Origin of the sequence: Devosia sp. Leaf420 (assembly GCF_001425445.1) — a bacterium.
In the GTDB taxonomy this organism is placed as follows: Bacteria; Pseudomonadota; Alphaproteobacteria; order Rhizobiales; family Devosiaceae; genus Devosia.
In genome coordinates this window covers 24,445-44,205 of record NZ_LMQU01000009.1, presented here as the reverse complement: position 1 = coordinate 44,205, position 19,761 = coordinate 24,445, and the positions used below count along the sequence as shown (strand labels likewise).

Here is a 19,761-nt window from a genome sequence, read left to right as displayed (position 1 = left end):
ACTTAGCGCTCGGGTGGCGCTTCGACCATGCCGAGAGCCGACATATAAAGCTCGAGCAGGGCTTCCTGCTCCATGCGCTCATTGGCATCCTGCTTGCGGATCGTCACGATCTTGCGCAGGATTTTGGTATCGAAACCATTGCCCTTGGCTTCGGCATAGATTTCCTTGATGTCGGCAGCGATCGCGGCCTTTTCTTCTTCCATCCGCTCGATGCGCTCGATAAAGGCGCGGAGCTGGTCCTGGGCGACGCTGTCTTCAACGGCCATGGCTAAACCTCATTTCGTTCTGGCCACCTTGAACCCCAAGGGCTGCAAAGGTTCAAGCCCTTGACCGACGATTCGTCACAGGGTCAGGCATGGCTTGCCCGCAATTCCGTCAAATCCCGTGCCTAAAGCTCGCGGGAAGAGCCACGCCGACGATCAGAGCGGAATGCGCATAACGCGATTCTGAAAGCGCGCGCTGGATTAGCCATTGACCTCCCCTGCCCCATCGGCTCAAAGAAAAGCGGTTTTCCCATGTTAAGTGGCCTGCCCGTGCACCGTTTCCACCTCGGCCTTCTGCTCTTGCCGCTGGTTTCGGCGGGTTTCTTCATTGCCGCACCTGCTCCGGCCTATGCCGATCTGCGCATCTGCAACCAGACAGCCAATGTCGTTTCGGTCTCGCTTGGATATCGCGCCGAGCGTGGCTGGATGAGCGAAGGCTGGTGGCAAACTCCGCCCGGCGATTGCCGCACGCTCTATCAGGGCGACCTGCAGCGGCGCTTTTATTACCTCTATGCAGTCGATGACATCGGGGGCGGCGCCTGGGATGGCCAGGTCTTCATGTGCACGCGCGACGAAACCTTCACAATATTCGGGGTTGAGGATTGCCTCGCACGGGGCTATGAGCGCACCGGGTTCTTTGAAATCGATACGCAGAACCGGACCGACTGGACGATGCAGCTCACCGAGAACGCTGGCGCGCCAAATGTCGTCGGTCCTGGTGAAGGTGAAGATCTAGAAGAGCCGGCTTTCCTGGTCGACCCCGAAAACCCCGATCAGACCGAACCGCCACCTCCGCCGCCCCTACCGCCAGAGACACAGAACACGGAATCACCATGAGACGGATCAGACGCGCAAAGATCCTCGCCACCCTCGGGCCTGCAAGCAACGAGGAAAAGATGATCGAGGAGCTGGCCAAGGCCGGTGCGGACGTCTTCCGCATCAATATGAGCCATGCCAGCCACGAATTGCTGCATCAGACCGTAGCCCGGATCCGCAGCGTCGAAGCGCGGCTTAATCATCCCCTCGGCGTTCTCGTCGATCTCCAGGGCCCAAAGCTGCGCGTCTGGAAGTTCGCCGAAGGCTCGATCAATCTCGTCCAGGGCCAGAAGTTTACCCTCGACAGCGAAAAGAACGACAACGGCAATTCCGAGCGCGTCTACCTGCCGCATCCGGAAATCATCGAGAGCGTTTCCGTCGGCGACCGTCTCCTTTTGGACGATGGCAAGCTGCAGCTCAAGGCGACTAAAGTCGGAGGCGGCGTGATCGAGACCGAAGTCGTCTATGGCGGCAAGCTCTCCGACAAGAAGGGCGTCTCCCTGCCCGATACGCTGTTGCCCACGGGCGCACTGACGGAAAAGGACCACGCCGATCTGCTCGAAGGCCTCAAGGCCGAAGCGGACTGGATCGCGCTCTCCTTCGTACAGCGTCCTGAAGACATCATCGACGTGCGCAAGATCGTTCAGGGTCGCGCCGGCGTCATGGCCAAGATCGAAAAGCCACAGGCCATCGATCGCCTCGAAGAAATCGTCAAGCTCTCCGACGCCATCATGGTGGCCCGCGGCGATCTCGGCGTCGAACTTCCGCTCGAAACCGTGCCGGGCCTCCAAAAGCGCATGATCCGCATGTGCCGCCGCTATGGCAAGCCGGTGATCGTTGCGACGCAGATGCTCGAATCCATGATCACTTCGCCGGTTCCCACCCGCGCCGAAGTGTCGGACGTGTCGATCGCCGTGTTTGAAGGCGCAGATGCCGTCATGCTCTCGGCAGAATCCGCATCGGGTCAGTATCCGATCGAAGCCGTGGCGACGATGAACAAGGTGGCCGTGGCCGTCGAAGGCGACGCGAACTATCGCAACATCATCCGTGCCGCCCAGACCGAGCCTGAAGCCACCGCCGCCGACGCTATCTCTGCCGCCACGCGCCAGGTTGCCGAAACGCTCGATCTCGCCGCGATCGTCACCTATACCGCGTCGGGCTCGACCGGCATTCGCGCTGCCCGCGAACGTCCCTCCAAGCCCATCATCGCGCTCTCGCCCAATCTGCGCACTATTCGCCGCCTGTCGGTCGTCTGGGGCATTCATTGCGTGCAGACTGAAGACGCCGTCAGCCTTGAAGACATGGTCGATCGCGCCTGCGTCATCGCCTACCAGGAAGGCTTTGCCCGCCCCGGCGACCGCATCGCCATCACCGCTGGCGTGCCGCTTGGAACCCCCGGCGCGACCAATATGCTGCGCATCGCCTTTGTCCGCCAGGACGGCGCTGGCTCGAGCTGAGCCCCTACGCAAGACGCACCTATGATAAGGCCCGCGCAAGCGGGCCTTTTTGTTTGTCTAACGCGGTGTTTCGAGAAGGGTCTTGAGCGTCAGGAAATCGGTGGTGATCCATTCAATCGCCGAATTGAATTGTTCCGCACTCATGCCGGGGCGCTGGAAAAAGGTGAACAGCAGTTCGGTACCGTTCTCGTTGGGCATGACGCGCATGGGCGTCCAGAGCAGCGGTTGTCCGGGGATGAAAACGGCGTGATCGAGCACACCGAAATCATTGCGCGGCGTAAACCGGATATGCCTGATGCCGCCAAACCGCACCTCGGCATGCCAATCCCCAGTCTCAAGCTGATGGAAAAGGTGAGGGTCCACCGCCGCCCACTGCGCATAGTTTCTCGGCTCGGCCAGATAGGCATAGACGAGAGCAAACGGCTGCTCGATCTGGATCGAAATTGTATGAGAACGCCGCATGTGGGCCCCTTTCGGTCGCCGCCCTTATCTTATCCGCATAGCCTCTGCCGCCCAAATCAAAACGCCACCCCTTGGGTGGCGTCACTGCTCGGTCAGTGAGTCTCGATGTAATTGCGGAGCACGTTGAGGTCGGTCCGCAACCATTCGCACTCAGAAGCGAACTGCGCATCGGTTTCGCCGCGCACCTGAAGGATCGTGCAACTGAGCTCGGCACCATCATCATTGGGCAGGATGCGCACCCAATATTGCCGCCGCGTGCCGCGATCATCGCTCACCCGCAGGTCAAGCACGCCATAGACATTGGGCGGGGTGAAATGAAGCTCGACCTCTTCGCCATCGAACTGGGCTTGCCAGTGATAGTCGGAGAGGCGTTCGAGAGGCCTTTCGATGACCCCGTTGATCCATTCATTGAGATTGGCTGGTGTCGAGAGGAAGGTATAGACGGCTGCAAAAGGCCGCCGGATGGTCAGGCTGATAGTGACGCTGGGAAACATGACGCTCTGGAACAGGATCGGCGCGCCGTCCTGGCGCTGCTGGATCTTGCTGATCTGAACCGGCTTCGGGCCGGCACGCTGTCCTAGCTTTCCCATCCGACCGTCACAAGCATGTGCCTGTGAGCCATAGAGTTTGGGTTAATTTACACCGAACGCCAGCCCATAAACAAAAAGGCCCGCAGCGTTAGCTACGGGCCCAATCAAGATAGAGAAGCGGAAAGGCCTAGCCCTGGCGGGCCTTGAAGCGCTTGTCCACTTTATTGATGATGTAGACGCGCCCGCGGCGGCGGACGAGCTTGTTCGCGCGGTGGCGCGTCATCAACGCCTTCAGCGAGTTGGTGATCTTCATCGTTGTATTCCCTGGTCAAACAAAAGGGGCGCCAAGGCGCCCTAAAACTGCGCCCTTCATAGGGAAATAGACCGGGCCTGTCAACGCGCGCAGCAAAGAGTTTTCCGCGTTTTCCGCATCAGAGCCCCGCTATCCATTAACCGGGAGGTCAACCTTCCCCGCTAGGATTTTTCTCAGGTTCCAGAGGACTTTTTGTGAACAAGATCCTGAAGCACGGCGTCGTTATTGCCGATCCGGTCGAGAATATGGCTGCCCTTATCGCGACCACGATGCGGGGTATCGGTCACCGCATGGTCACCGAGGTCACGACACCGAAAGATCTTCTGGCCGTTCTCAACGCGCGTTCCCATAGCCTTATCGTCATCGACGACGCCATGGGTCCGCCTGATGCCATCGAGCTCGTGCGCCAATTGCGCACGGATTTCGACTGCCCTAACCGCACAACCTCGGTGATCATGATGTCGGCGGCCCCTGACGTCGATCGCATCGCCGCCGCCCGCGATGCCGGGGTCAGCGAGTTTCTAAAGAAGCCATTCTCGGCGGCGGACTTGCAAAAGCGCATCGCCAGCCTCGACATCAATCCGCGCGAATTCATCGAAGCGCCCGAATATGCAGGGCCCGACCGCCGCCGGCGTATTCTCACCCACGGCATCGAAGACCAGCGTGAAGAGACCTGAGCGTCAGACGCGCGGCTTCGGTGCGTTACGCGGCGGAATGTCGTTGGAATAGATATTGTGCAGCCCCACATTGAGAATGTCGCGCTCGCCGCAGAGCGCCATGGTCGTATCGAGCTCCTTGCGGATGATCTCGAGCACGCGCGTCACGCCCGCTTCGCCGCCCGCGCCTAGTCCATAGAGCATAGGTCGGCCGATAAAGGTGGCCTTTGCGCCATAGGCCAGCGCCTTGATCACATCCTGTCCTGAGCGAATGCCGCTATCGAGATAGACTTCCGTCTTGTTGCCGACCCGATCGACGATCTCGGGCAGCACGCGAATGGACGATGGGGCGCCATCGAGTTGCCGCCCGCCATGGTTGGACACGACGATCGCATCGGCGCCGTTGTCCACCGCGGCCTGCGCATCAACGGGATCAAGCACGCCCTTGACGATCACCGGACCGCCAAAGCGCTCCTTGATCCAGCGTACATCGCCCCAATTGAGCGTCGGATCGAACTGGCTCGCCGTCCAGGCCGAGAGCGAGGCGAGGTCGTGATCGCCGCTCACATGGCCCACGATATTGCGGAACGTGTGGCGCTTGGTGCCCAGCATGCGCGCACACCAAAGCGGGTGCTGCATCATCTGCCAGATTGAATAGGGCGTGAATTTCGGTGGCGTCGATAGCCCATTTTTGATGTCCTTGTGGCGCTGGCCAAGGATCTGGAGATCCATGGTGAGGACGAGGGCCGAACATTTTGCCGCCTTGGCGCGGTCGATCAAGCGATTGATGAAATCGCGGTCGCGCATCACATAGAGCTGAAACCAGAATGGCGCCGTCGTGTTCTCGGCCACGTCCTCGATCGAGCAGACGCTCATGGTCGACAGCGCGAAGGGAATGCCAAACTTTTGCGCGGCTTTTGCCGCCTTGATCTCGCCGTCCGCGGTCTGCATGCCGCCCGTTGCCGCCGGGGCAATGGCGACGGGCATGGTGATTTCCTTGCCCAGCATCGGGGTCTTGAGGTTGCGCCCCTCTAGGTTCACCGCGACCTTCTGGTTGAGCTTGATCTTTTGAAAATCGCTCTCGTTATCGCGGTACGTGCTCTCGGTGTAAGAGCCGCTATCGGCATATTCGAAGAACATTTTCGGCACCCGTCGACGCGCCACCCGCATCATTTCGTCAACGGTGAGGATCTTGTCGATGGCGGGCATGAAAGGGCTCCGAGAGGCTGTCGCGCCTGCTCTAGCAACTAACATGTTAGTCTTCAAGGCATCCCGCAGGGCAAATCGCGCCAGTGGCGCGATTTGAGCCGAGAAGGCCATGAGAGCTAGGCTCGAATGGCAAGATGTATCAGCCGATTTGACGATCACCAACCGGCGCCGTCGCCCTTCGATTGATCATAAGCATCGAGAAAATGACGAGGAAGGCAAAGACCACCATGCCCCCGGCCAGCACATGGGCGCGCTCCCATTGCAGGCGCTCGACGAAATCATAGATGGCGATCGAGAGCACTTTGGTCTCGCCTGGAATATTCCCGCCGATCATCAGCACAACGCCAAATTCACCCATCGTATGGGCAAAGGCCATGATGCCGCCAACGAGATAGCCGGGGGCTGCGAGCGGCAGGACAACTCGGAAAAACCTTTGCCGCGCCGAGGCACCAAGCGTGTCAGCGGCCTCGAGCACTTCGGCCTCAATGGCCGCAAAGGCGTTGCGCAGGGGCTGCACCATAAAGGGGAGCGAGGCGATACCCGCCCCGATCATCAAGCCGCCAAAGGAAAAGGCGAGCGTCCGCGCGCCCCAAAATCCGGCAATCCACCCGCCTGGTCCGTTCGGCCCCAAAGCGAGGAGCAGGTAAAAGCCGAGCACGGTCGGCGGGAGAACGAGGGGGAGCGTCACGAGCGCCCCTACGACTTCTTTTCCCGCCCAGCGTCCATGCGCCAGCCACCAGGCGATTGGCGTCGAGGTGATAATCAATACAAGCGTAACGCTCAGCGCGAGGCTGAGCGTCAGGGCAATCGGGGAAAAAAGCGTCGTCCAATCCATCAGGGGACGGTATAGCCCGCCGCTTCGATAACCGACACTGCTTCATTGGATTTGAGGAAATCGAGGAAAGCCACCGCGGCGGGATTGTTTTCGCCTCCCTTAAGCAGCACCGCCCCTTGCGAGATGGGCTCATGCAATTGCGCCGGCACGATCCACTGGTCACCCTTGCCGATCACTTGGCTAGCGGCCACGAATCCAAGTTCGGCATTGCCGCTTTCGATGAATTGCAAAGTCTGGGAAATGTTCTCGCCCTGCACGAGCTTGGGTGTCAGCGTTTCGAGAAGGCCAAGGGCGGTCAGCGTTTCGATGGCTGCCTTGCCATAAGGCGCGGCTTCCGGATCAGCGATGGCGAGCTTGTTGAAATCGGCCTTGAGGGCTGCTTCGCCGTCGCTGAGATCGCGGCCCGGTCCATAAAGCGCGAGCTGGCCTTCAGCATAGATGAAATTGGTGCTTTCGACGCCAAAACCCTCATCGATCGCCTTTTGCGGGCGCGTATCGTCGGCGGCGAGAAACACGCCGAATGGCGCGGCTTGGGTGATCTGGGTGTAAAGCTGGCCTGTCGCACCGAAGCTCAGTTCCACCTGATGTTCGCCCTTGGCTTCGAAGAGTGTTTTCAGCTCCTCAGCGACGGCGGTGAAATTGGCAGCCACCGCGACATTGACGGTTTCGGCAAAAGCCGGCGTTGCAGTGGCGGCGATAACGGCAAGGGAAAGCAGCAGACGGGACAAGGAAGCCTCCGATATGTTCGACCGACCATATCGATGGCGGAAACATATCAAAGGCGCAAGCGATATGTTTACTCGGAAATATCGGATATCGCTGCGCGGAGGGCTGCGACATCGGCGGCAATCGCTGTCTCAGTCGCGACCTGCATCGCCCGGTAGCGAGCCAGCACCTCATGGCCCAAACCTGTCAGTTGAGCTCCACCCTGCCCCGCACCGCCGCGCGCCGTCTCGACCAACGGCCGTCCAAATCCCTCATTGAGCGCCTGCACCAAGCTCCAGGCGCGCTTATAGCTCATCCCCATGGCCTTACCTGCCGCAGAGATCGACCCGGTCGCCGCAATGCCCTCTAGGAGATCCGCTCTCCCAGGCCCAATATAGGCCTTGTCGGAAAGCACGATGCGGAGGTGACCGAGACCGGACGCTGTCTTGTCCACACTCACCTCCTTGATCGCATTAGGCCTTAAGCGCGCTCGCTTCCTTGGCGAGGGCTTCGATGCGGGCGAAGTCGCCGCTCGCGAGGGCGTCGGCCGGCATGATCCAGCTACCGCCGACGCAAATGACGTTTGGCAGGCTGAGATAGGTCTTGGCTTTCACGACATCGATGCCGCCCGTTGGGCAGAAGGTGATATCGGGCAGTGGCGAGGCAAAGGCTTTCAGCACGGGTGCGCCGCCAAGGGCTTCGGCCGGGAAGAATTTGAGGAAGGAATAACCGCGCTCGGCCGCGGCCATGGCCTCCGTCGGGGTGCCAATGCCGGGGAGCAGAGGGATGGCGACATCGTCAGCGGCATCGAGAAGGCGCGGCGACGCACCGGGGGAGACCATGAAGCGGCAGCCGGCATCGACCGATGCCTTCATATGCGCCGCATTCCGCACCGTGCCCGAGCCGACGATGGCGCCGGAAACCTTGGCCATTTCTTCCATGACCTTGAGCGCATTGGGCGTGCGCAGCGTCACTTCGAGCACCGGCAAACCACCGGCCACCAGCGCTTCTGCGAGGGGGCGCGCCTGTGACACGTCATCGAGAATGATGACAGGCACGACGGGCGCCAGGGACAGGATAGAGCGGATGGCGGTTGCGTCCTGCGGCATGGGCTTCTCTTCTCACAGCAAAGAACAGTTCGGCTGAAGGGTTAGGCTGAGATCGCTTGCCCCGCAAGGCAGAACACTATTGCCCCGTCAAAAAAGCCAATTGCCGTCGAGCCGCTCGCTGATTGCCTAACTGTCACTATATCCTTAGATAAGAACCACATAACATTGTGGGAGCACGCATCATGGGATTTGACGGTTTCGCTCTGGATGGGCTCAGCATCACGCTGATCTTCCTTGGTATCCTCATCATCCTGGTGCTGTTCGCCGGCGCCAAGACAGTGCCGCAGGGCTACAACTACACCATCGAGCGGTTCGGCAAATATACGCGGACCCTGAAGCCAGGCCTCAATATCATCGTCCCGTTCATCGACACGATCGGCAAGAAGATCAATGTCATGGAGCAGGTGCTCGACGTTCCCCACCAGGAAGTCATCACCCGCGACAATGCCTCGATCACGGCCAATGGCGTGACCTTTTACCAAATCCTCGATGCGGCGGCTGCGGCCTATGAAGTGGCCAATCTCGAAAACGCCATTCTCAACCTGACCATGACTAACATTCGTACGGTCATGGGCTCGATGGACCTCGACGAGCTTTTGAGCCACCGCGACGAGATCAACGAGCGCCTGCTGCGCGTGGTCGATACCGCGGTTTCGCCCTGGGGCGTCAAGATCACGCGCATCGAGATCAAGGATATCGATCCACCCAAGGATCTCGTTGATTCCATGGGCCGCCAGATGAAGGCCGAGCGTGAAAAGCGCGCCACCATTCTTGAAGCAGAAGGTAGCCGCCAGGCCGCCATTCTCAAGGCCGAGGGCGAAAAGCAGGCCCAGGTGCTGGAAGCCGAAGGCCGTCGCGAAGCCGCTTTCCGCGATGCCGAAGCGCGCGAACGTTCTGCCGAGGCCGAAGCCAAGGCAACCCAGATGGTGTCGGACGCCATCGCCTCGGGCAATGTGCAAGCCATCAACTATTTCGTTGCCAACAACTATATCGAAGCGCTGGGCAAGCTAGCCACCTCGCCCAACCAGAAGGTCCTGATGCTGCCGGTCGAGGCGTCGAGCGTCATTGGCGCCATCGGCGGCATTGCCGAAATCGCTCGCGAAACCTTTGGTGGCGGCGAAGCGCGCCAGGCCCAGCCGACCCGTCCCGTCGCGCGGCCGCCGGTTGCTGGCCAAACCCCGCGCGAGCCAAACCCAAGCTAAGGCGAACCCGGCATGGCCCTCATCCAATTCCTCGCTGCCAACGCGCCATGGGCCTGGATCATCGCCGGCCTCGTGCTTCTTGGTCTCGAACTCGTCGTGCCGGGCGGTTTTCTCGTCTGGCTCGGCGTTGCCGGCATTGTCACCGGCATCGTCGTTTTCATCGAGCCGATCGCCTGGCCCTGGCAATGGCTGATGTTCGCTGTCTTGGCGCTTATCGCCATCCTCCTCTGGACCCGGTTTAGCCGGAGCCGCTCGACGGACACCGATAGCCCCTATCTCAACCGCCGGGCCGATCGCTTCATCGGCCGCGAGGCCGTGCTTGAACAGCCGATAGCCGGTGGCTTTGGCCGGCTGACGCTCGACGACACCGTCTGGCGTGTGGCCGGGCCGGACCTGCCTGCGGGCAGCCGCATCCGCATCACCGGCAGCGATGGCGCGGTGCTTCGCGTCGAGGCCATTTAGGCCTCGGCAAGGGTTCGTTAACCATAAGCTGAAAGGATCGCGCGCGGAGCCCTCCGTTTTGGAGGCGCCCTGTTTTGGAGCGCGGCGTGTCCAAGAGGCAGCACAACAGGACCATTGCCTTGAGCGTGCTTGCCGGCATGCTGGCAAGCCCTGTCTTTGCCGCCCCCGCGCTTGTCGTCACCGACGAGATAACCGACACAAGCCAATCAACCACGACCGGCCAGACCAATCAGACCGGCCAAACCAACGCCACCACGACGCGCCGCATGACCGATGAGCCGGAAGATGTGACGGAGGATCGCCTCCGCCCGGGCGTCTATCCGGTCCAGCCTGTGCCCCCCGAATTTGCCGTCGCCAACGACGCGCCTGAAACAGTGCCGCTTGATTGGTCCGTGGGCCTGCGTGGCACCTATACGACCTCCAATGGCCAGGAAACGTTTGTCACCCGCCTGACGCCGCAATTCACCGCCACGCACAATGGCGGCATTGCCGATCTTGTCTTTTCCGGTTCTGCCGAAATCGCCAAGGCCAATGGCCAGGATGCCATCACGGTCACGGCTGGCGGCCTCTCGCTCTCGGCCACCGCTCCAATCGATTCCAATACTTCGGTAAAAGCCGGCGCCAATATTGGCCTCTCGCAGGACCTGCCCGGCGCAGTTGGCCTCTCGCCCTTCGTGATCACCCCACCGCAGATCGTCACCGGCGGCATCGACCTTGGTGTCGACCGCCGTTTTGGTCAGTTCAACGTGGGGATTACTGGCGGGATCGACCGGGTGAATTATGGCCCGACCACGCGCACCGATACCGGCGTCACCGATAATTCCGAGCAGAATTATTGGTCCGGCAACGGCGCGCTGCGCCTTGGCTACCAGTTCACGCCGGTTCTGGAAGTCTTCGGCCAAGGCGAAGTACAGCGCGACATTTTCGACGTCCAGACAGCGAGCCTTGGTGTCTACCCTAATGCGACCAATCGCAGCCTACGCGCCGGTATTGCGGGCAAGTGGAACACCGCCTGGTCGGCTAGCGCCTCGGTTGGCGTTGGCGAACGTGTCTTTGATGAAGCGAGCCTCGGCGCCTTCCGCGCCCAGCTTTACGGTTTTGAAGTCAGCTATACGCCGGACCCGACCGTCAAGCTCACGGCGGGCCTCGACACGACCCTGTCACCCGCTGGCGCCGACAACCCCGGCACGGGCCGCATCCAATATGCGGCCTTTGCCCGCGCACAATATGATATCAACAGTTGGCTGCGCGTCCGCGCTTCGGCTGACTGGAGCAATTCAGAGCTTGTAGGGACGGGCACCACGGACCGTCGCTTCGCCCTCGGCGGCGGCGCGGACTACGTGTTCAACAAGCACACGAGCCTCAACGCCGATTATGGCTATGCCAATAGCGACAATATCACGAGCGGCAACACCCAGAGCCATCAGGTCAGCCTGGGCGTCACCATTTCGCGCTAACGCGATCTTGCCTTAGAGGTGGTTTTCGAGATCGAGCTTGCGCAGTTCTTCGATGAAGCCGGGGCGGATATCGCCACGATCGAGCGCAAAGACCACATTGGCCGTCAGGAAACCGAGCTTCGAACCACAATCGAAGACCTTGCCTTCATATTTGACGCCGGTGAACGGCTGCTGGCTCATCAGGGTCTGCATGGCATCGGTGAGCTGGATTTCACCACCCGCACCACGGGTCTGCTCGGCCAGCAGAGAGAAGATTTCCGGCTGCAGGATATAGCGGCCCGAGATGAAAAGATTGGACGGCGCATCTTCGCGCTTGGGCTTTTCGACCATGCCATTGATGGCAAAGCCCTTGTCCGAGCCTTCCCCGCGCACAACGACACCATAGGACGACACATCTTCCCAGGCGCATTCCTCGACGCCGATGATATTGCCGGCGCTTTCTTCATAGGCGTCCATCATCTGCTTGAGGACACCGGGCTTGGCCTGGAAAATCATGTCCGGCAGCAGCAGGGCAAAAGGCTGGTCGCCCACGATATCGCGCGCGCACCAGACGGCATGGCCGAGCCCAAGTGGCTCCTGCTGGCGGGTAAAGCTGGTGCGGCCGGCCGATGGCAGGTCCTTGCGCAACTCGTCGAGCGCTGCGGTCTTGCCGCGCGACTCTAGCGTTGCTTCAAGTTCGAACTGGCGGTCGAAGTGATCTTCGATGACGCCCTTGTTGCGGCCGGTGACGAAAACGAAGTGCTCGATCCCGGCTTCGCGGGCTTCATCGACGGCATATTGAATAAGGGGCCGGTCGACGACCGTCAGCATTTCCTTCGGCATGGCCTTGGTGGCAGGCAGGAAGCGGGTTCCGAGGCCTGCGACGGGAAAGACGGCGGTACGGACGCGTTTGGACACGGAAACTTCCCTTTGACACTATTGCGCAATGCTGTCGCTTGCCGGGCAACATCTGATACATAGCGCCTCGCGACAACAGTTTTTTCTGGGTAGGATTGGGACAAATGGCGATATTGGTTACCGGCGGCGCAGGCTATATTGGCAGCCATATGGTTCTCAATCTGGCCGATGCCGGCGAAGACGTTATCGTCCTCGACAACCTCATCACCGGCTTCGACTGGGCCATCGATGGCCGCGCCCGCTTCGAGCAGGGCGATGCCGGTGACATCGATTTCGTCGTTGGCCTCATCGAAAAATACGGCATTACCGAAATCATTCACTTCGCCGGCTCCATCGTCGTGCCGGAATCGGTGACCAATCCGCTCAAATACTACGCCAACAACACCGCGACCTCGCGCAACCTCATCGAGGCGGCGGTCAAGGGCGGCGTAAAGCACTTCATCTTCTCTTCGACCGCGGCCGTTTACGGCATGACCGGCTTGGCGCCCGTCGTCGAGGATACCCCGCTCAATCCCATGTCGCCTTATGGCCGCTCCAAGCTCATGACCGAGTGGATGCTGGCCGACGTGGCAGCGGCTCATCCGCTGACCTTTGGCGTGCTCCGCTACTTCAACGTCGCCGGCGCCGATCCGCAGAAGCGCTCCGGTCAGTCGACGCCGCTTGCGACCCACCTCATCAAGGTCGCCTGCCAGACCGCGCTCGGCCAGCGCGAAAAGATGGATATCTTTGGCACCGACTATGAAACGCCCGATGGCACCTGCGTCCGGGACTATATCCACGTCACCGATCTGATCGCGGCGCATGCTCTGCTGCTCGGTCACCTGCGCCAGAGCGGCGAAAGCACGACGCTTAACTGTGCCTATGGCCGGGGCTATTCTGTGCGCGAAGTGGTCGAAACGGTCCGGAAAGTCTCGGGCATCAATTTCCGCGCCGAAGAAGGTCCGCGCCGCGCTGGCGATCCGGCGTCCATCACCGCCACCGGCGAAAAGGTCCGCTCGCTGCTCGGTTGGGTGCCCAAGCATGATGACCTCAACGAGATCGTCGACACCGCCTATAATTGGGAACGCCATCTCATGACCCGCAATCGCTGATGCACAAAATGCTGCGCGCGGCCGTCCTTGCCCTCAGCCTTCTGGCGACACCTGTCCTCGCGCAGGACGCCGCGTTCAGCCGGTTTCTTGCTGCGCTCAAGCCCGAAGCCGTTGCGAGCGGGGTCGAACCTTCGACCTATGATGCGCTCACGCAGGGACTGACGCCCGATCCGCGTGTGCCCAATCTCGTCGAGACCCAGCCAGAGTTCACGGCCCCGGTCTGGGACTATATCGAAACCCGGGTCACCGATGGCCGCATCGGCCGCGGTCGCGCCGCGCTCGAACGCAACGCCAATCTCTTCTCGACCATTGGCCAGCAATATGGCGTCGATCCCTATCTCCTCGGCGCCATTTGGGGCATCGAGACCGACTATGGCGCCGTGCTCTCAAATGACAGCCTGATCCGCCCCATCGTCCGCTCGCTCGCTACGGTTACCTATCAGCAGCGCACGCGCTACGCTGAGGACAAGGCCGATTTCTTTGCCGCTCTTCTCCTCGCTCAGCGCAATGGCGGCGTCTCGCCTGTGGGTTCATGGGCCGGCGCCATTGGCCATCTCCAGGTCAATCCGACCAATGTCATAGCGCATGGTGCCGATGGTGATGGCGACGGCCGCGTCGATCTTCACACATCGCTCGCCGACGCCCTCGCGACCTCCGCCAAGTTCCTTCGCGATCTCGGCTATCAGCCGGGCATGGATTGGGGCTTTGAGGTCGAAGTCCCGCAAGGTTTCGATTATCTCCTTGCGACGCGCGACCAGCTCCGCCCCATCAGCTTCTTTGCCGAGCGCGGCGTTACCCGCGTCTCCGGCCGTCCGTTTGCCGATGCTAACACGCCCGTTTTTCTTTATGTGCCGACAGGGCATCGCGGCCCGAAATTCCTGATGACGGCCAATTATCTGGTCCTAAAAGGCTATAATTTCTCGGACAGCTACGCCATGGCGGTCGCCCATCTGACCGATCGGCTCAAGGGCGGCGGCACTTTTGCAGCACCCTGGCCGCGCGATACCGCTTTCCCCAACATTGCTCAGCGCAAGTCCATTCAGCAGTCGCTCAAGCGCCTCGGCCTTTATGACGGTGCCGTCGATGGCCGCCTCGGCCCGATCACCCAAGCGGCTTATGCCCGGTTCCAGGCGGCCCGCGGCGAGATTGCCGATGGTTTCATCACCCGCGCCGCCGCCGATGCCCTCGCTGCGGCGCAGTAACGCCATGGCGAGCGGCATGGCCTTGGCCTCTTGCCTCTGCTAGACCCAAACGATGTTGCGGGACCACTTATGAAGCGCATTGTCCTTTTCCTGCTGATTGTGCTGTTCGCGGCAGTAGAGACCGCGCCCTCTTTCGCGCAGGCCGAGCAGCGCTTCGAGGTCGCCCAGCAGCAAAAGCGCCGCACGCTGTTCGACGTACTTTTTGGCGATGAGCCCCAGCAGGCGCCGCCCCCGGTGCAGCAGCAAGCGCCGCGGAAGGCAGCGCCAGTCGCCGCCCTGCCTCCGCCAAAACCGCAGGTCGAAAAAGCCGAAAACGCCACGCGCCTTGCCGTCTTCGGCGATTCCCTCGCCGTCGATCTCGCCAAGGCGCTCGAGCGCTTTTACGCCGAAGACCCAAATCTCATTGTCATCAACCAGGGCGTCGGCTCTTCCGGCTTCGTGCGCGACGATTATTTCGATTGGAACAAGACGGTCGGCGAACAGATTGCCGCCGACAGCTTCGATCTTGCTGTCGTCATTATCGGCGTCAATGATCGCCAGGAAATCACGGTCGATGGGCAAAGCTATCCGTCCCTGACCCCGCAATGGACCGCGGCATATCAGGCTCGCGTCAACACTTTCCTCGGCCAACTGCGCGCTGCGCGAAAGCCGGTGATCTGGGTCGGCCTCCCGCCCATGTCAAAGACCGAATATTCCGCCGCCATGAGCCAGATCAGCGCCCTCTTTAAAATGGCGGCCTTTTCGGGCGGCGCCGAATATCTCGATATCTATGATCGTTTTCTCGGCGAAGACGGCAAATATTCGTCCCAGGGTCCGGACGTGAACGGCCAGAACACCCGAATGCGCAAGGAAGATGGCATTCATTTCTCGACTGCGGGCGCCGACAAGCTCGCCTTTTATATCAGCCAGTCCATCCGCACCTTCTATCGCGGCGGCGGCCTGACCGTGGCTGTCGCCGACCCACTTCTCGGCACGGACGCTGCCGCTATGCTGCGCCCACCTTATCAAGGCCAGGGTCAGACGCGTCTCTTGGAAGTTGCCGGAGCCGTCGTTCCGATCAGCCGCGCCCCGCAACGCGCCGCCGATCTCCTCATCGCTGCGCCGCAAGCCGCCAACGATAACGGCTTTACGCTTGAGCAGCTCATGGCTGCCCCCATCGGCCGGGTTGATGCCTTTGGCGTCGGGATCGACCCAAGCGCTGATACAGCGAACGAGGGCGAGCGCTAGGCTCGCCTTACATCACGGCGCCAACCTGCCACGGCACGAATTCGTTGTCGCCATAGCCAAGCTTTTCCGACTTGGTTTCTTCGCCCGAGGCCACGCGCAGCATGAGATCGAAAATCTCCTGCCCCTTGGCCTCGATAGACACGCCCTCGACGATATCCCCGCAATTGACGTCCATATCGTCGGTCATGCGGCCATAGAGTTCGGAATTGGTCGCGAGCTTGATCGACGGCACCGGCTTGCAGCCATAGGCCGACCCGCGGCCGGTCGTGAAGGCGAGGATATTGGCACCGCCAGCCACCTGCCCCGTTGCCGACACCGGATCGAAGCCCGGCGTGTCCATGAACACAAAACCCTTTTCGGTCACCGGCTCGGCATACTCATAGACCGCCGTCAGCGGCGAGGTGCCGCCCTTTGCCGCGGCCCCGAGCGACTTCTCGAGAATCGTCGTCAGCCCGCCCGCCTTGTTGCCGGGGGACGGATTATTGTTCATCTCGCCGCCATTGCGCTGGGTGTAATCCTCCCACCACTTGATGCGAGAAAGCAGCTTTTCACCCACTTCACGATTGACCGCGCGGCGGGTGAGTAGATGCTCTGCGCCATAAATCTCAGGCGTTTCCGAAAGGATCGCCGTCCCACCATTGCGCACGAGAAGGTCTGCCGCAACGCCAAGCGCCGGATTTGCGGTGATCCCCGAATAACCATCCGAGCCACCGCACTGCAGCGCCAAGGTCAGTTCCGAAGCCGGCACTGTCTCGCGCTTTGCCCTTGCCGCGATCGGCAGCATTTCCTTGATCCGTTCGACGCCCCAATCGATCATCTTCTTGGTCCCGCCGATCTCCTGGATCGTCATGGATTGGAACGTGTCGGTCTCGGTCATCCCGTAGGATTGCTTCATCCGCTCGATCTGGAACACTTCGCAGCCAAGGCCCACTAGCAGCGCCGCGCCGAGATTGGGGTTGGCCGTATAGCCCCACTGCGTGCGCCGCAGGATCTGATAGCCCTCGCCCTGATTGTCCATGGCGCAGCCCGTGCCGTGGACAAAGGGAATGATGCCGTCGATCTCGGGATAATCGTCCAAAATGCCAGAACTGTTGATCGCCTGAGCCATGAACTTGGCGACGGTCGCCGAGCAATTCACGGATGTCAGGATGCCGATATAGTTGCGCGTGCCGACCTTGCCATTGGCCCGGCGATAGCCTTGGAACGTCGCCTGCGCGGGCCCCGTCAAAAATTCCACCGGCACCGCGCCCTCGGCAAAGGCATAGTCGTGTTCGAGCGTGCCGTCTGGCCCGCCCATGCCGCAATTGTGCTCATGCACCCAATCGCCGGCAGGAATGCCGACCTTGGCAAAACCGATGATCTGCCCGAACTTGACGATGGCCTCGCCCGCCGCGATCGGCCGCGTCGCAAACTTGTGCCCGCGCGGCACGCGCTTGACGATCGAAACGCCCTGCGCCGTCTCCGTGCCGGGATCGAGATTGGCCAGCGCCACGGCGATGTTGTCGGCGCCATTCAGCGTCAGGGTCTTGCCTTGCGGGCGGGTCATGGTTTCGGACATGGGGCGTTCCGGCAGAAAGAGGTCTCAACGGGTGCTTTACGCTTTGGCCCATCGCAGTCAGATTGGGCCATTGCGAGACGGCTGCGCACTAACTAACATGTTAGCATGAACAACCATACAAGTTCTTATTCTTTTTTGACACGGCCGCCGACCTTAGCGCGCGGCAATGTGACTGCCGAGGTAACGCAGGCCCTGCGGCAGGCCATTGTCACGCTGGCGCTCCCGCCGGGCACAGTGCTCGATAAGGCAGGTATCTGCGCCCATTTCGACGTTTCGCGCTTCCCCGTCAGCGAGGCCTTTGCGCGGCTTGCCGAAGAGGGCCTCGTCGACATCGCGCCCCAGCGCGGCTCCACCGTTTCCCTCGTCCGCATCGCCGACGTGCGCGAATATATGTTGATCCGCAAGGGCCTCGAAAGCGAGGCTCTGCGCGTTCTCATCGGCCGGCACGATGCCGAATTGGTCGCTGCGCTCCAGGCCAACATGACCGATCAGCGCGCCGCTGCCGCGCGTGACGATAGCGAAACTTTCCACCAGATCGACATCGATTTTCACGACCTCATCTTCCGCTCGATGCGGATGACCAAGGTCAAGGCCATCATCGACAAGGCCCGCGCCAATCTCGACCGCGCCCGCCGGCTGATCATCACGCCGCGCCGTCTTGCCCTCACCATCGCCGAGCATCAGGCCATTCTCGATGGCATCGTCGCCGGCGACACGCCGCAGGCCATCGCTGCCATCCGCGCCCATATCGATGCCGTCATGGTCGAGCTCTTCGCTTTCGCCCGCGAGCACCCGCAAATGTTTGCCGATGGCGCCGAAGGCGCGCTCGACCATGGCGACTTCCCCTTCGGCTGATCTTTTGGAGATAAAATGCTCAAGCTCATTCCGCCCATTCTGGGCCCAGAACTCCTCACCACCCTCCGCGCCATGGGCCATGGCGATGAGATCGTCATCGCTGATGCCAATTTCCCCGCCGAATTTCTTGGGCCCAACGTTCACCGCGCCGACGGCATCTCGGCGACCGACATGCTCGAGGCCATACTGACGCTCATGCCGCTCGATGAATTCGTCGAGGAGACCGCTATCGGCATGGCCGTTGTCGATCATCCCTCACAGCGCGAGCCCATCTACGACACCTTCGAAGAGATCATCCGCCGTCACGAACCGGCCAAGAGTTTTTCAACGATCGAACGCTTCGCCTTTTATGATCGCGCCAAAAAAGCCGTCGCCGTCGTCCAGACCGGCGAACACCGGCTCTACGCCAATATAATCCTGAAAAAGGGCATCATCCGCCCCAAGGCCTGACCACCGCGGCGAACGAAAGTCGCGCTCGACACCAAGACCACCCGCCTCCATCGACAGGCGACACAGAAGAGGATTTTTGCCAATGAAACTGCTCCGCGTCGGCCCCAAGGGTTCCGAAAAGCCCGCCATTCTCGCCCAAGATGGCTCGATCCGCGACCTCACCGGCGTGGTCGGCGATATCGGCGGCTCAACGCTCCTCCCCGAAGGCCTCGCCAAGATCGCCGGCACGGATATCGACCTCCTGCCCAAGCTCGACGCGTCCGAGCGCATCGGCCCCTGCGTCGCCAATGTCGGCAAATTCATCTGCATCGGCCTCAACTACGCCGACCATGCCGCCGAAACCGGCGCTAAAATTCCGGAAGAGCCGATCATCTTCATGAAGGCCACCAGCGCCGTCATCGGCCCCAATGACGATGTCATTATTCCCAAAAATGCCATCAAGCCCGATTGGGAAGTCGAACTGGCCGTGGTCATCGGCAAGGAAGCGCGCTACGTCGAAGAAGCCGATGCGCTCGATCACGTCGCCGGCTATTGCGTCTGCAACGACGTCTCCGAGCGCCACTTCCAGACCGAACGTGGCGGCACCTGGGACAAGGGCAAGGGCGCCGACACGTTTGGCCCTATCGGCCCCTGGCTCGTCACCAAGGACGAAGTGGCCGATCCGCAGAACCTCTCCATGTGGCTCGAAGTCGACGGCCACCGATACCAGAACGGCTCGACCAAGACGATGATCTTTGGCGTTGCCAAGGTCGTTTCCTATGTCAGCCAGTTCATGAGCCTCCAGCCCGGCGACATCATCACCACGGGCACCCCACCCGGCGTCGGCATGGGCATCAAGCCCGCCCCCGTCTGGCTCAAACCCGGCAACGTCATGCACCTCGGCATCGAGGGCCTCGGCGAGCAGAAGCAGAATGTGAAGGCTTACGAGGCTTAGGCGATGAGATCGCCTATAGGTACAATCATGTACGTACTATAACCGAGACTATATGGTGCTTCGCGGTCAGA

23 protein-coding genes are annotated in these 19,761 nt (G+C 61.0%); 12 read left to right on the top strand and 11 right to left on the bottom strand.

Annotated features, from left to right (window positions below; genetic code table 11):
• Nucleotides 1-2: 2 nt before the first annotated feature.
• On the bottom strand, nucleotides 3-266 hold the full coding sequence (locus tag ASG47_RS04730) for a DUF2312 domain-containing protein (RefSeq protein ID WP_061907597.1): 264 nt from the start codon (nucleotides 264-266) through the stop codon (nucleotides 3-5).
• A 267-nt stretch (nucleotides 267-533) separates the two neighbouring features.
• On the opposite strand from ASG47_RS04730, the gene ASG47_RS04725 reads away from it, so the two are divergent.
• Both ASG47_RS04725 and pyk read left to right on the top strand, forming a co-directional pair.
• Nucleotides 534-1,100, top strand: a complete 567-nt coding sequence (locus tag ASG47_RS04725) for a DUF1036 domain-containing protein (protein ID WP_244483967.1) — start codon at nucleotides 534-536, stop codon at nucleotides 1,098-1,100.
• Complete coding sequence (gene pyk / locus ASG47_RS04720; RefSeq protein WP_061907596.1) at nucleotides 1,097-2,536, top strand: pyruvate kinase; 1,440 nt, start codon at nucleotides 1,097-1,099, stop codon at nucleotides 2,534-2,536. The genes ASG47_RS04725 and pyk overlap by 4 nt, the downstream gene beginning before the upstream one ends.
• A gap of 57 nt (nucleotides 2,537-2,593) precedes the next feature.
• On the opposite strand, the gene ASG47_RS04715 is transcribed toward pyk, so the two are convergent.
• The 3 genes from ASG47_RS04715 to ykgO form a co-directional block, all read right to left on the bottom strand.
• Nucleotides 2,594-2,998, bottom strand: a complete 405-nt coding sequence (locus ASG47_RS04715; RefSeq protein WP_061907595.1) for a hypothetical protein — start codon at nucleotides 2,996-2,998, stop codon at nucleotides 2,594-2,596.
• 92 nt (nucleotides 2,999-3,090) lie between these two features.
• Nucleotides 3,091-3,588 carry a hypothetical protein gene (locus ASG47_RS21040; protein WP_061907594.1) on the bottom strand — a complete coding sequence of 166 codons (498 nt, stop codon included), beginning with the start codon at nucleotides 3,586-3,588 and terminating at the stop codon, nucleotides 3,091-3,093.
• Between the two features lie 127 nt (nucleotides 3,589-3,715).
• Nucleotides 3,716-3,841, bottom strand: a complete 126-nt coding sequence (ykgO, locus tag ASG47_RS04705; RefSeq protein WP_035086881.1) for a type B 50S ribosomal protein L36 — start codon at nucleotides 3,839-3,841, stop codon at nucleotides 3,716-3,718.
• 194 nt (nucleotides 3,842-4,035) lie between these two features.
• Between ykgO and ASG47_RS04700 the strand changes: the two genes are divergently transcribed.
• Nucleotides 4,036-4,518 carry a response regulator gene (locus ASG47_RS04700; protein ID WP_061907593.1) on the top strand — a complete coding sequence of 161 codons (483 nt, stop codon included), beginning with the start codon at nucleotides 4,036-4,038 and terminating at the stop codon, nucleotides 4,516-4,518.
• 3 nt (nucleotides 4,519-4,521) lie between these two features.
• On the opposite strand, the gene ASG47_RS04695 is transcribed toward ASG47_RS04700, so the two are convergent.
• The 5 genes from ASG47_RS04695 to eda form a co-directional block, all read right to left on the bottom strand.
• Nucleotides 4,522-5,706 (bottom strand): alpha-hydroxy acid oxidase, encoded by a 1,185-nt coding sequence (locus ASG47_RS04695; RefSeq protein ID WP_061907592.1) that lies wholly within the window; start codon nucleotides 5,704-5,706, stop codon nucleotides 4,522-4,524.
• Nucleotides 5,707-5,845: 139 nt separating this feature from the next.
• Nucleotides 5,846-6,541: a molybdate ABC transporter permease subunit gene (gene modB / locus ASG47_RS04690; protein ID WP_061907591.1), complete on the bottom strand. Its 696-nt coding sequence runs from the start codon at nucleotides 6,539-6,541 to the stop codon at nucleotides 5,846-5,848.
• Entirely contained in the window at nucleotides 6,541-7,269 is a 729-nt protein-coding gene (gene modA / locus ASG47_RS04685) for a molybdate ABC transporter substrate-binding protein (protein ID WP_156463994.1), read from the bottom strand. The genes modB and modA overlap by 1 nt, the downstream gene beginning before the upstream one ends.
• Nucleotides 7,270-7,337: 68 nt before the next feature.
• Complete coding sequence (locus tag ASG47_RS04680) at nucleotides 7,338-7,700, bottom strand: winged helix-turn-helix domain-containing protein (RefSeq protein WP_200940858.1); 363 nt, start codon at nucleotides 7,698-7,700, stop codon at nucleotides 7,338-7,340.
• Nucleotides 7,701-7,719: 19 nt separating this feature from the next.
• A complete protein-coding gene (eda, locus tag ASG47_RS04675) occupies nucleotides 7,720-8,355 on the bottom strand; it encodes a bifunctional 4-hydroxy-2-oxoglutarate aldolase/2-dehydro-3-deoxy-phosphogluconate aldolase (protein WP_061907589.1) in 636 nt (211 codons plus the stop codon).
• Nucleotides 8,356-8,558: 203 nt separating this feature from the next.
• Between eda and ASG47_RS04670 the strand changes: the two genes are divergently transcribed.
• The 3 genes from ASG47_RS04670 (at nucleotide 8,559) to ASG47_RS04660 (ending at nucleotide 11,476) form a co-directional block, all read left to right on the top strand.
• Nucleotides 8,559-9,557, top strand: coding sequence for an SPFH domain-containing protein (locus ASG47_RS04670; RefSeq protein WP_200940866.1), 999 nt, complete (start codon nucleotides 8,559-8,561; stop codon nucleotides 9,555-9,557).
• 12 nt (nucleotides 9,558-9,569) lie between these two features.
• A complete protein-coding gene (locus ASG47_RS04665; protein WP_061907587.1) occupies nucleotides 9,570-10,019 on the top strand; it encodes an NfeD family protein in 450 nt (149 codons plus the stop codon).
• Between the two features lie 86 nt (nucleotides 10,020-10,105).
• Nucleotides 10,106-11,476, top strand: coding sequence for an outer membrane beta-barrel protein (locus ASG47_RS04660; protein ID WP_156463993.1), 1,371 nt, complete (start codon nucleotides 10,106-10,108; stop codon nucleotides 11,474-11,476).
• Between the two features lie 12 nt (nucleotides 11,477-11,488).
• Here the strand turns inward: ASG47_RS04660 and galU are convergent, their stop codons facing one another.
• Complete coding sequence (gene galU / locus ASG47_RS04655; RefSeq protein ID WP_061907585.1) at nucleotides 11,489-12,373, bottom strand: UTP--glucose-1-phosphate uridylyltransferase GalU; 885 nt, start codon at nucleotides 12,371-12,373, stop codon at nucleotides 11,489-11,491.
• A gap of 104 nt (nucleotides 12,374-12,477) precedes the next feature.
• Here galU and galE point away from each other — a divergent pair, with 104 nt between their 5' ends.
• From galE to ASG47_RS04640, 3 genes are all read left to right on the top strand, one after another.
• Complete coding sequence (gene galE, locus ASG47_RS04650) at nucleotides 12,478-13,464, top strand: UDP-glucose 4-epimerase GalE (RefSeq protein ID WP_061907584.1); 987 nt, start codon at nucleotides 12,478-12,480, stop codon at nucleotides 13,462-13,464.
• An 8-nt stretch (nucleotides 13,465-13,472) separates the two neighbouring features.
• Nucleotides 13,473-14,666 carry a lytic murein transglycosylase gene (locus ASG47_RS04645; protein WP_162243218.1) on the top strand — a complete coding sequence of 398 codons (1,194 nt, stop codon included), beginning with the start codon at nucleotides 13,473-13,475 and terminating at the stop codon, nucleotides 14,664-14,666.
• A gap of 69 nt (nucleotides 14,667-14,735) precedes the next feature.
• Nucleotides 14,736-15,893 carry a DUF459 domain-containing protein gene (locus ASG47_RS04640; protein ID WP_061907582.1) on the top strand — a complete coding sequence of 386 codons (1,158 nt, stop codon included), beginning with the start codon at nucleotides 14,736-14,738 and terminating at the stop codon, nucleotides 15,891-15,893.
• Between the two features lie 7 nt (nucleotides 15,894-15,900).
• Here ASG47_RS04640 and ASG47_RS04635 read toward each other — a convergent pair whose 3' ends face one another.
• The gene (locus tag ASG47_RS04635) at nucleotides 15,901-17,451 is read right to left on the bottom strand and encodes a UxaA family hydrolase (RefSeq protein WP_413813449.1); all 1,551 of its coding nucleotides are present in this window, start codon (nucleotides 17,449-17,451) and stop codon (nucleotides 15,901-15,903) included.
• Nucleotides 17,452-17,619: 168 nt separating this feature from the next.
• Between ASG47_RS04635 and ASG47_RS04630 the strand changes: the two genes are divergently transcribed.
• The 3 genes from ASG47_RS04630 to ASG47_RS04620 all read left to right on the top strand — a co-directional run bounded on the left by ASG47_RS04630 (nucleotide 17,620) and on the right by ASG47_RS04620 (nucleotide 19,690).
• Entirely contained in the window at nucleotides 17,620-18,306 is a 687-nt protein-coding gene (locus ASG47_RS04630; protein ID WP_244487039.1) for a GntR family transcriptional regulator, read from the top strand.
• 15 nt (nucleotides 18,307-18,321) lie between these two features.
• A complete protein-coding gene (locus ASG47_RS04625; protein ID WP_061907580.1) occupies nucleotides 18,322-18,756 on the top strand; it encodes an RbsD/FucU family protein in 435 nt (144 codons plus the stop codon).
• Nucleotides 18,757-18,838: 82 nt separating this feature from the next.
• Nucleotides 18,839-19,690, top strand: a complete 852-nt coding sequence (locus ASG47_RS04620; RefSeq protein WP_061907579.1) for a fumarylacetoacetate hydrolase family protein — start codon at nucleotides 18,839-18,841, stop codon at nucleotides 19,688-19,690.
• Nucleotides 19,691-19,761: the final 71 nt, after the last annotated feature.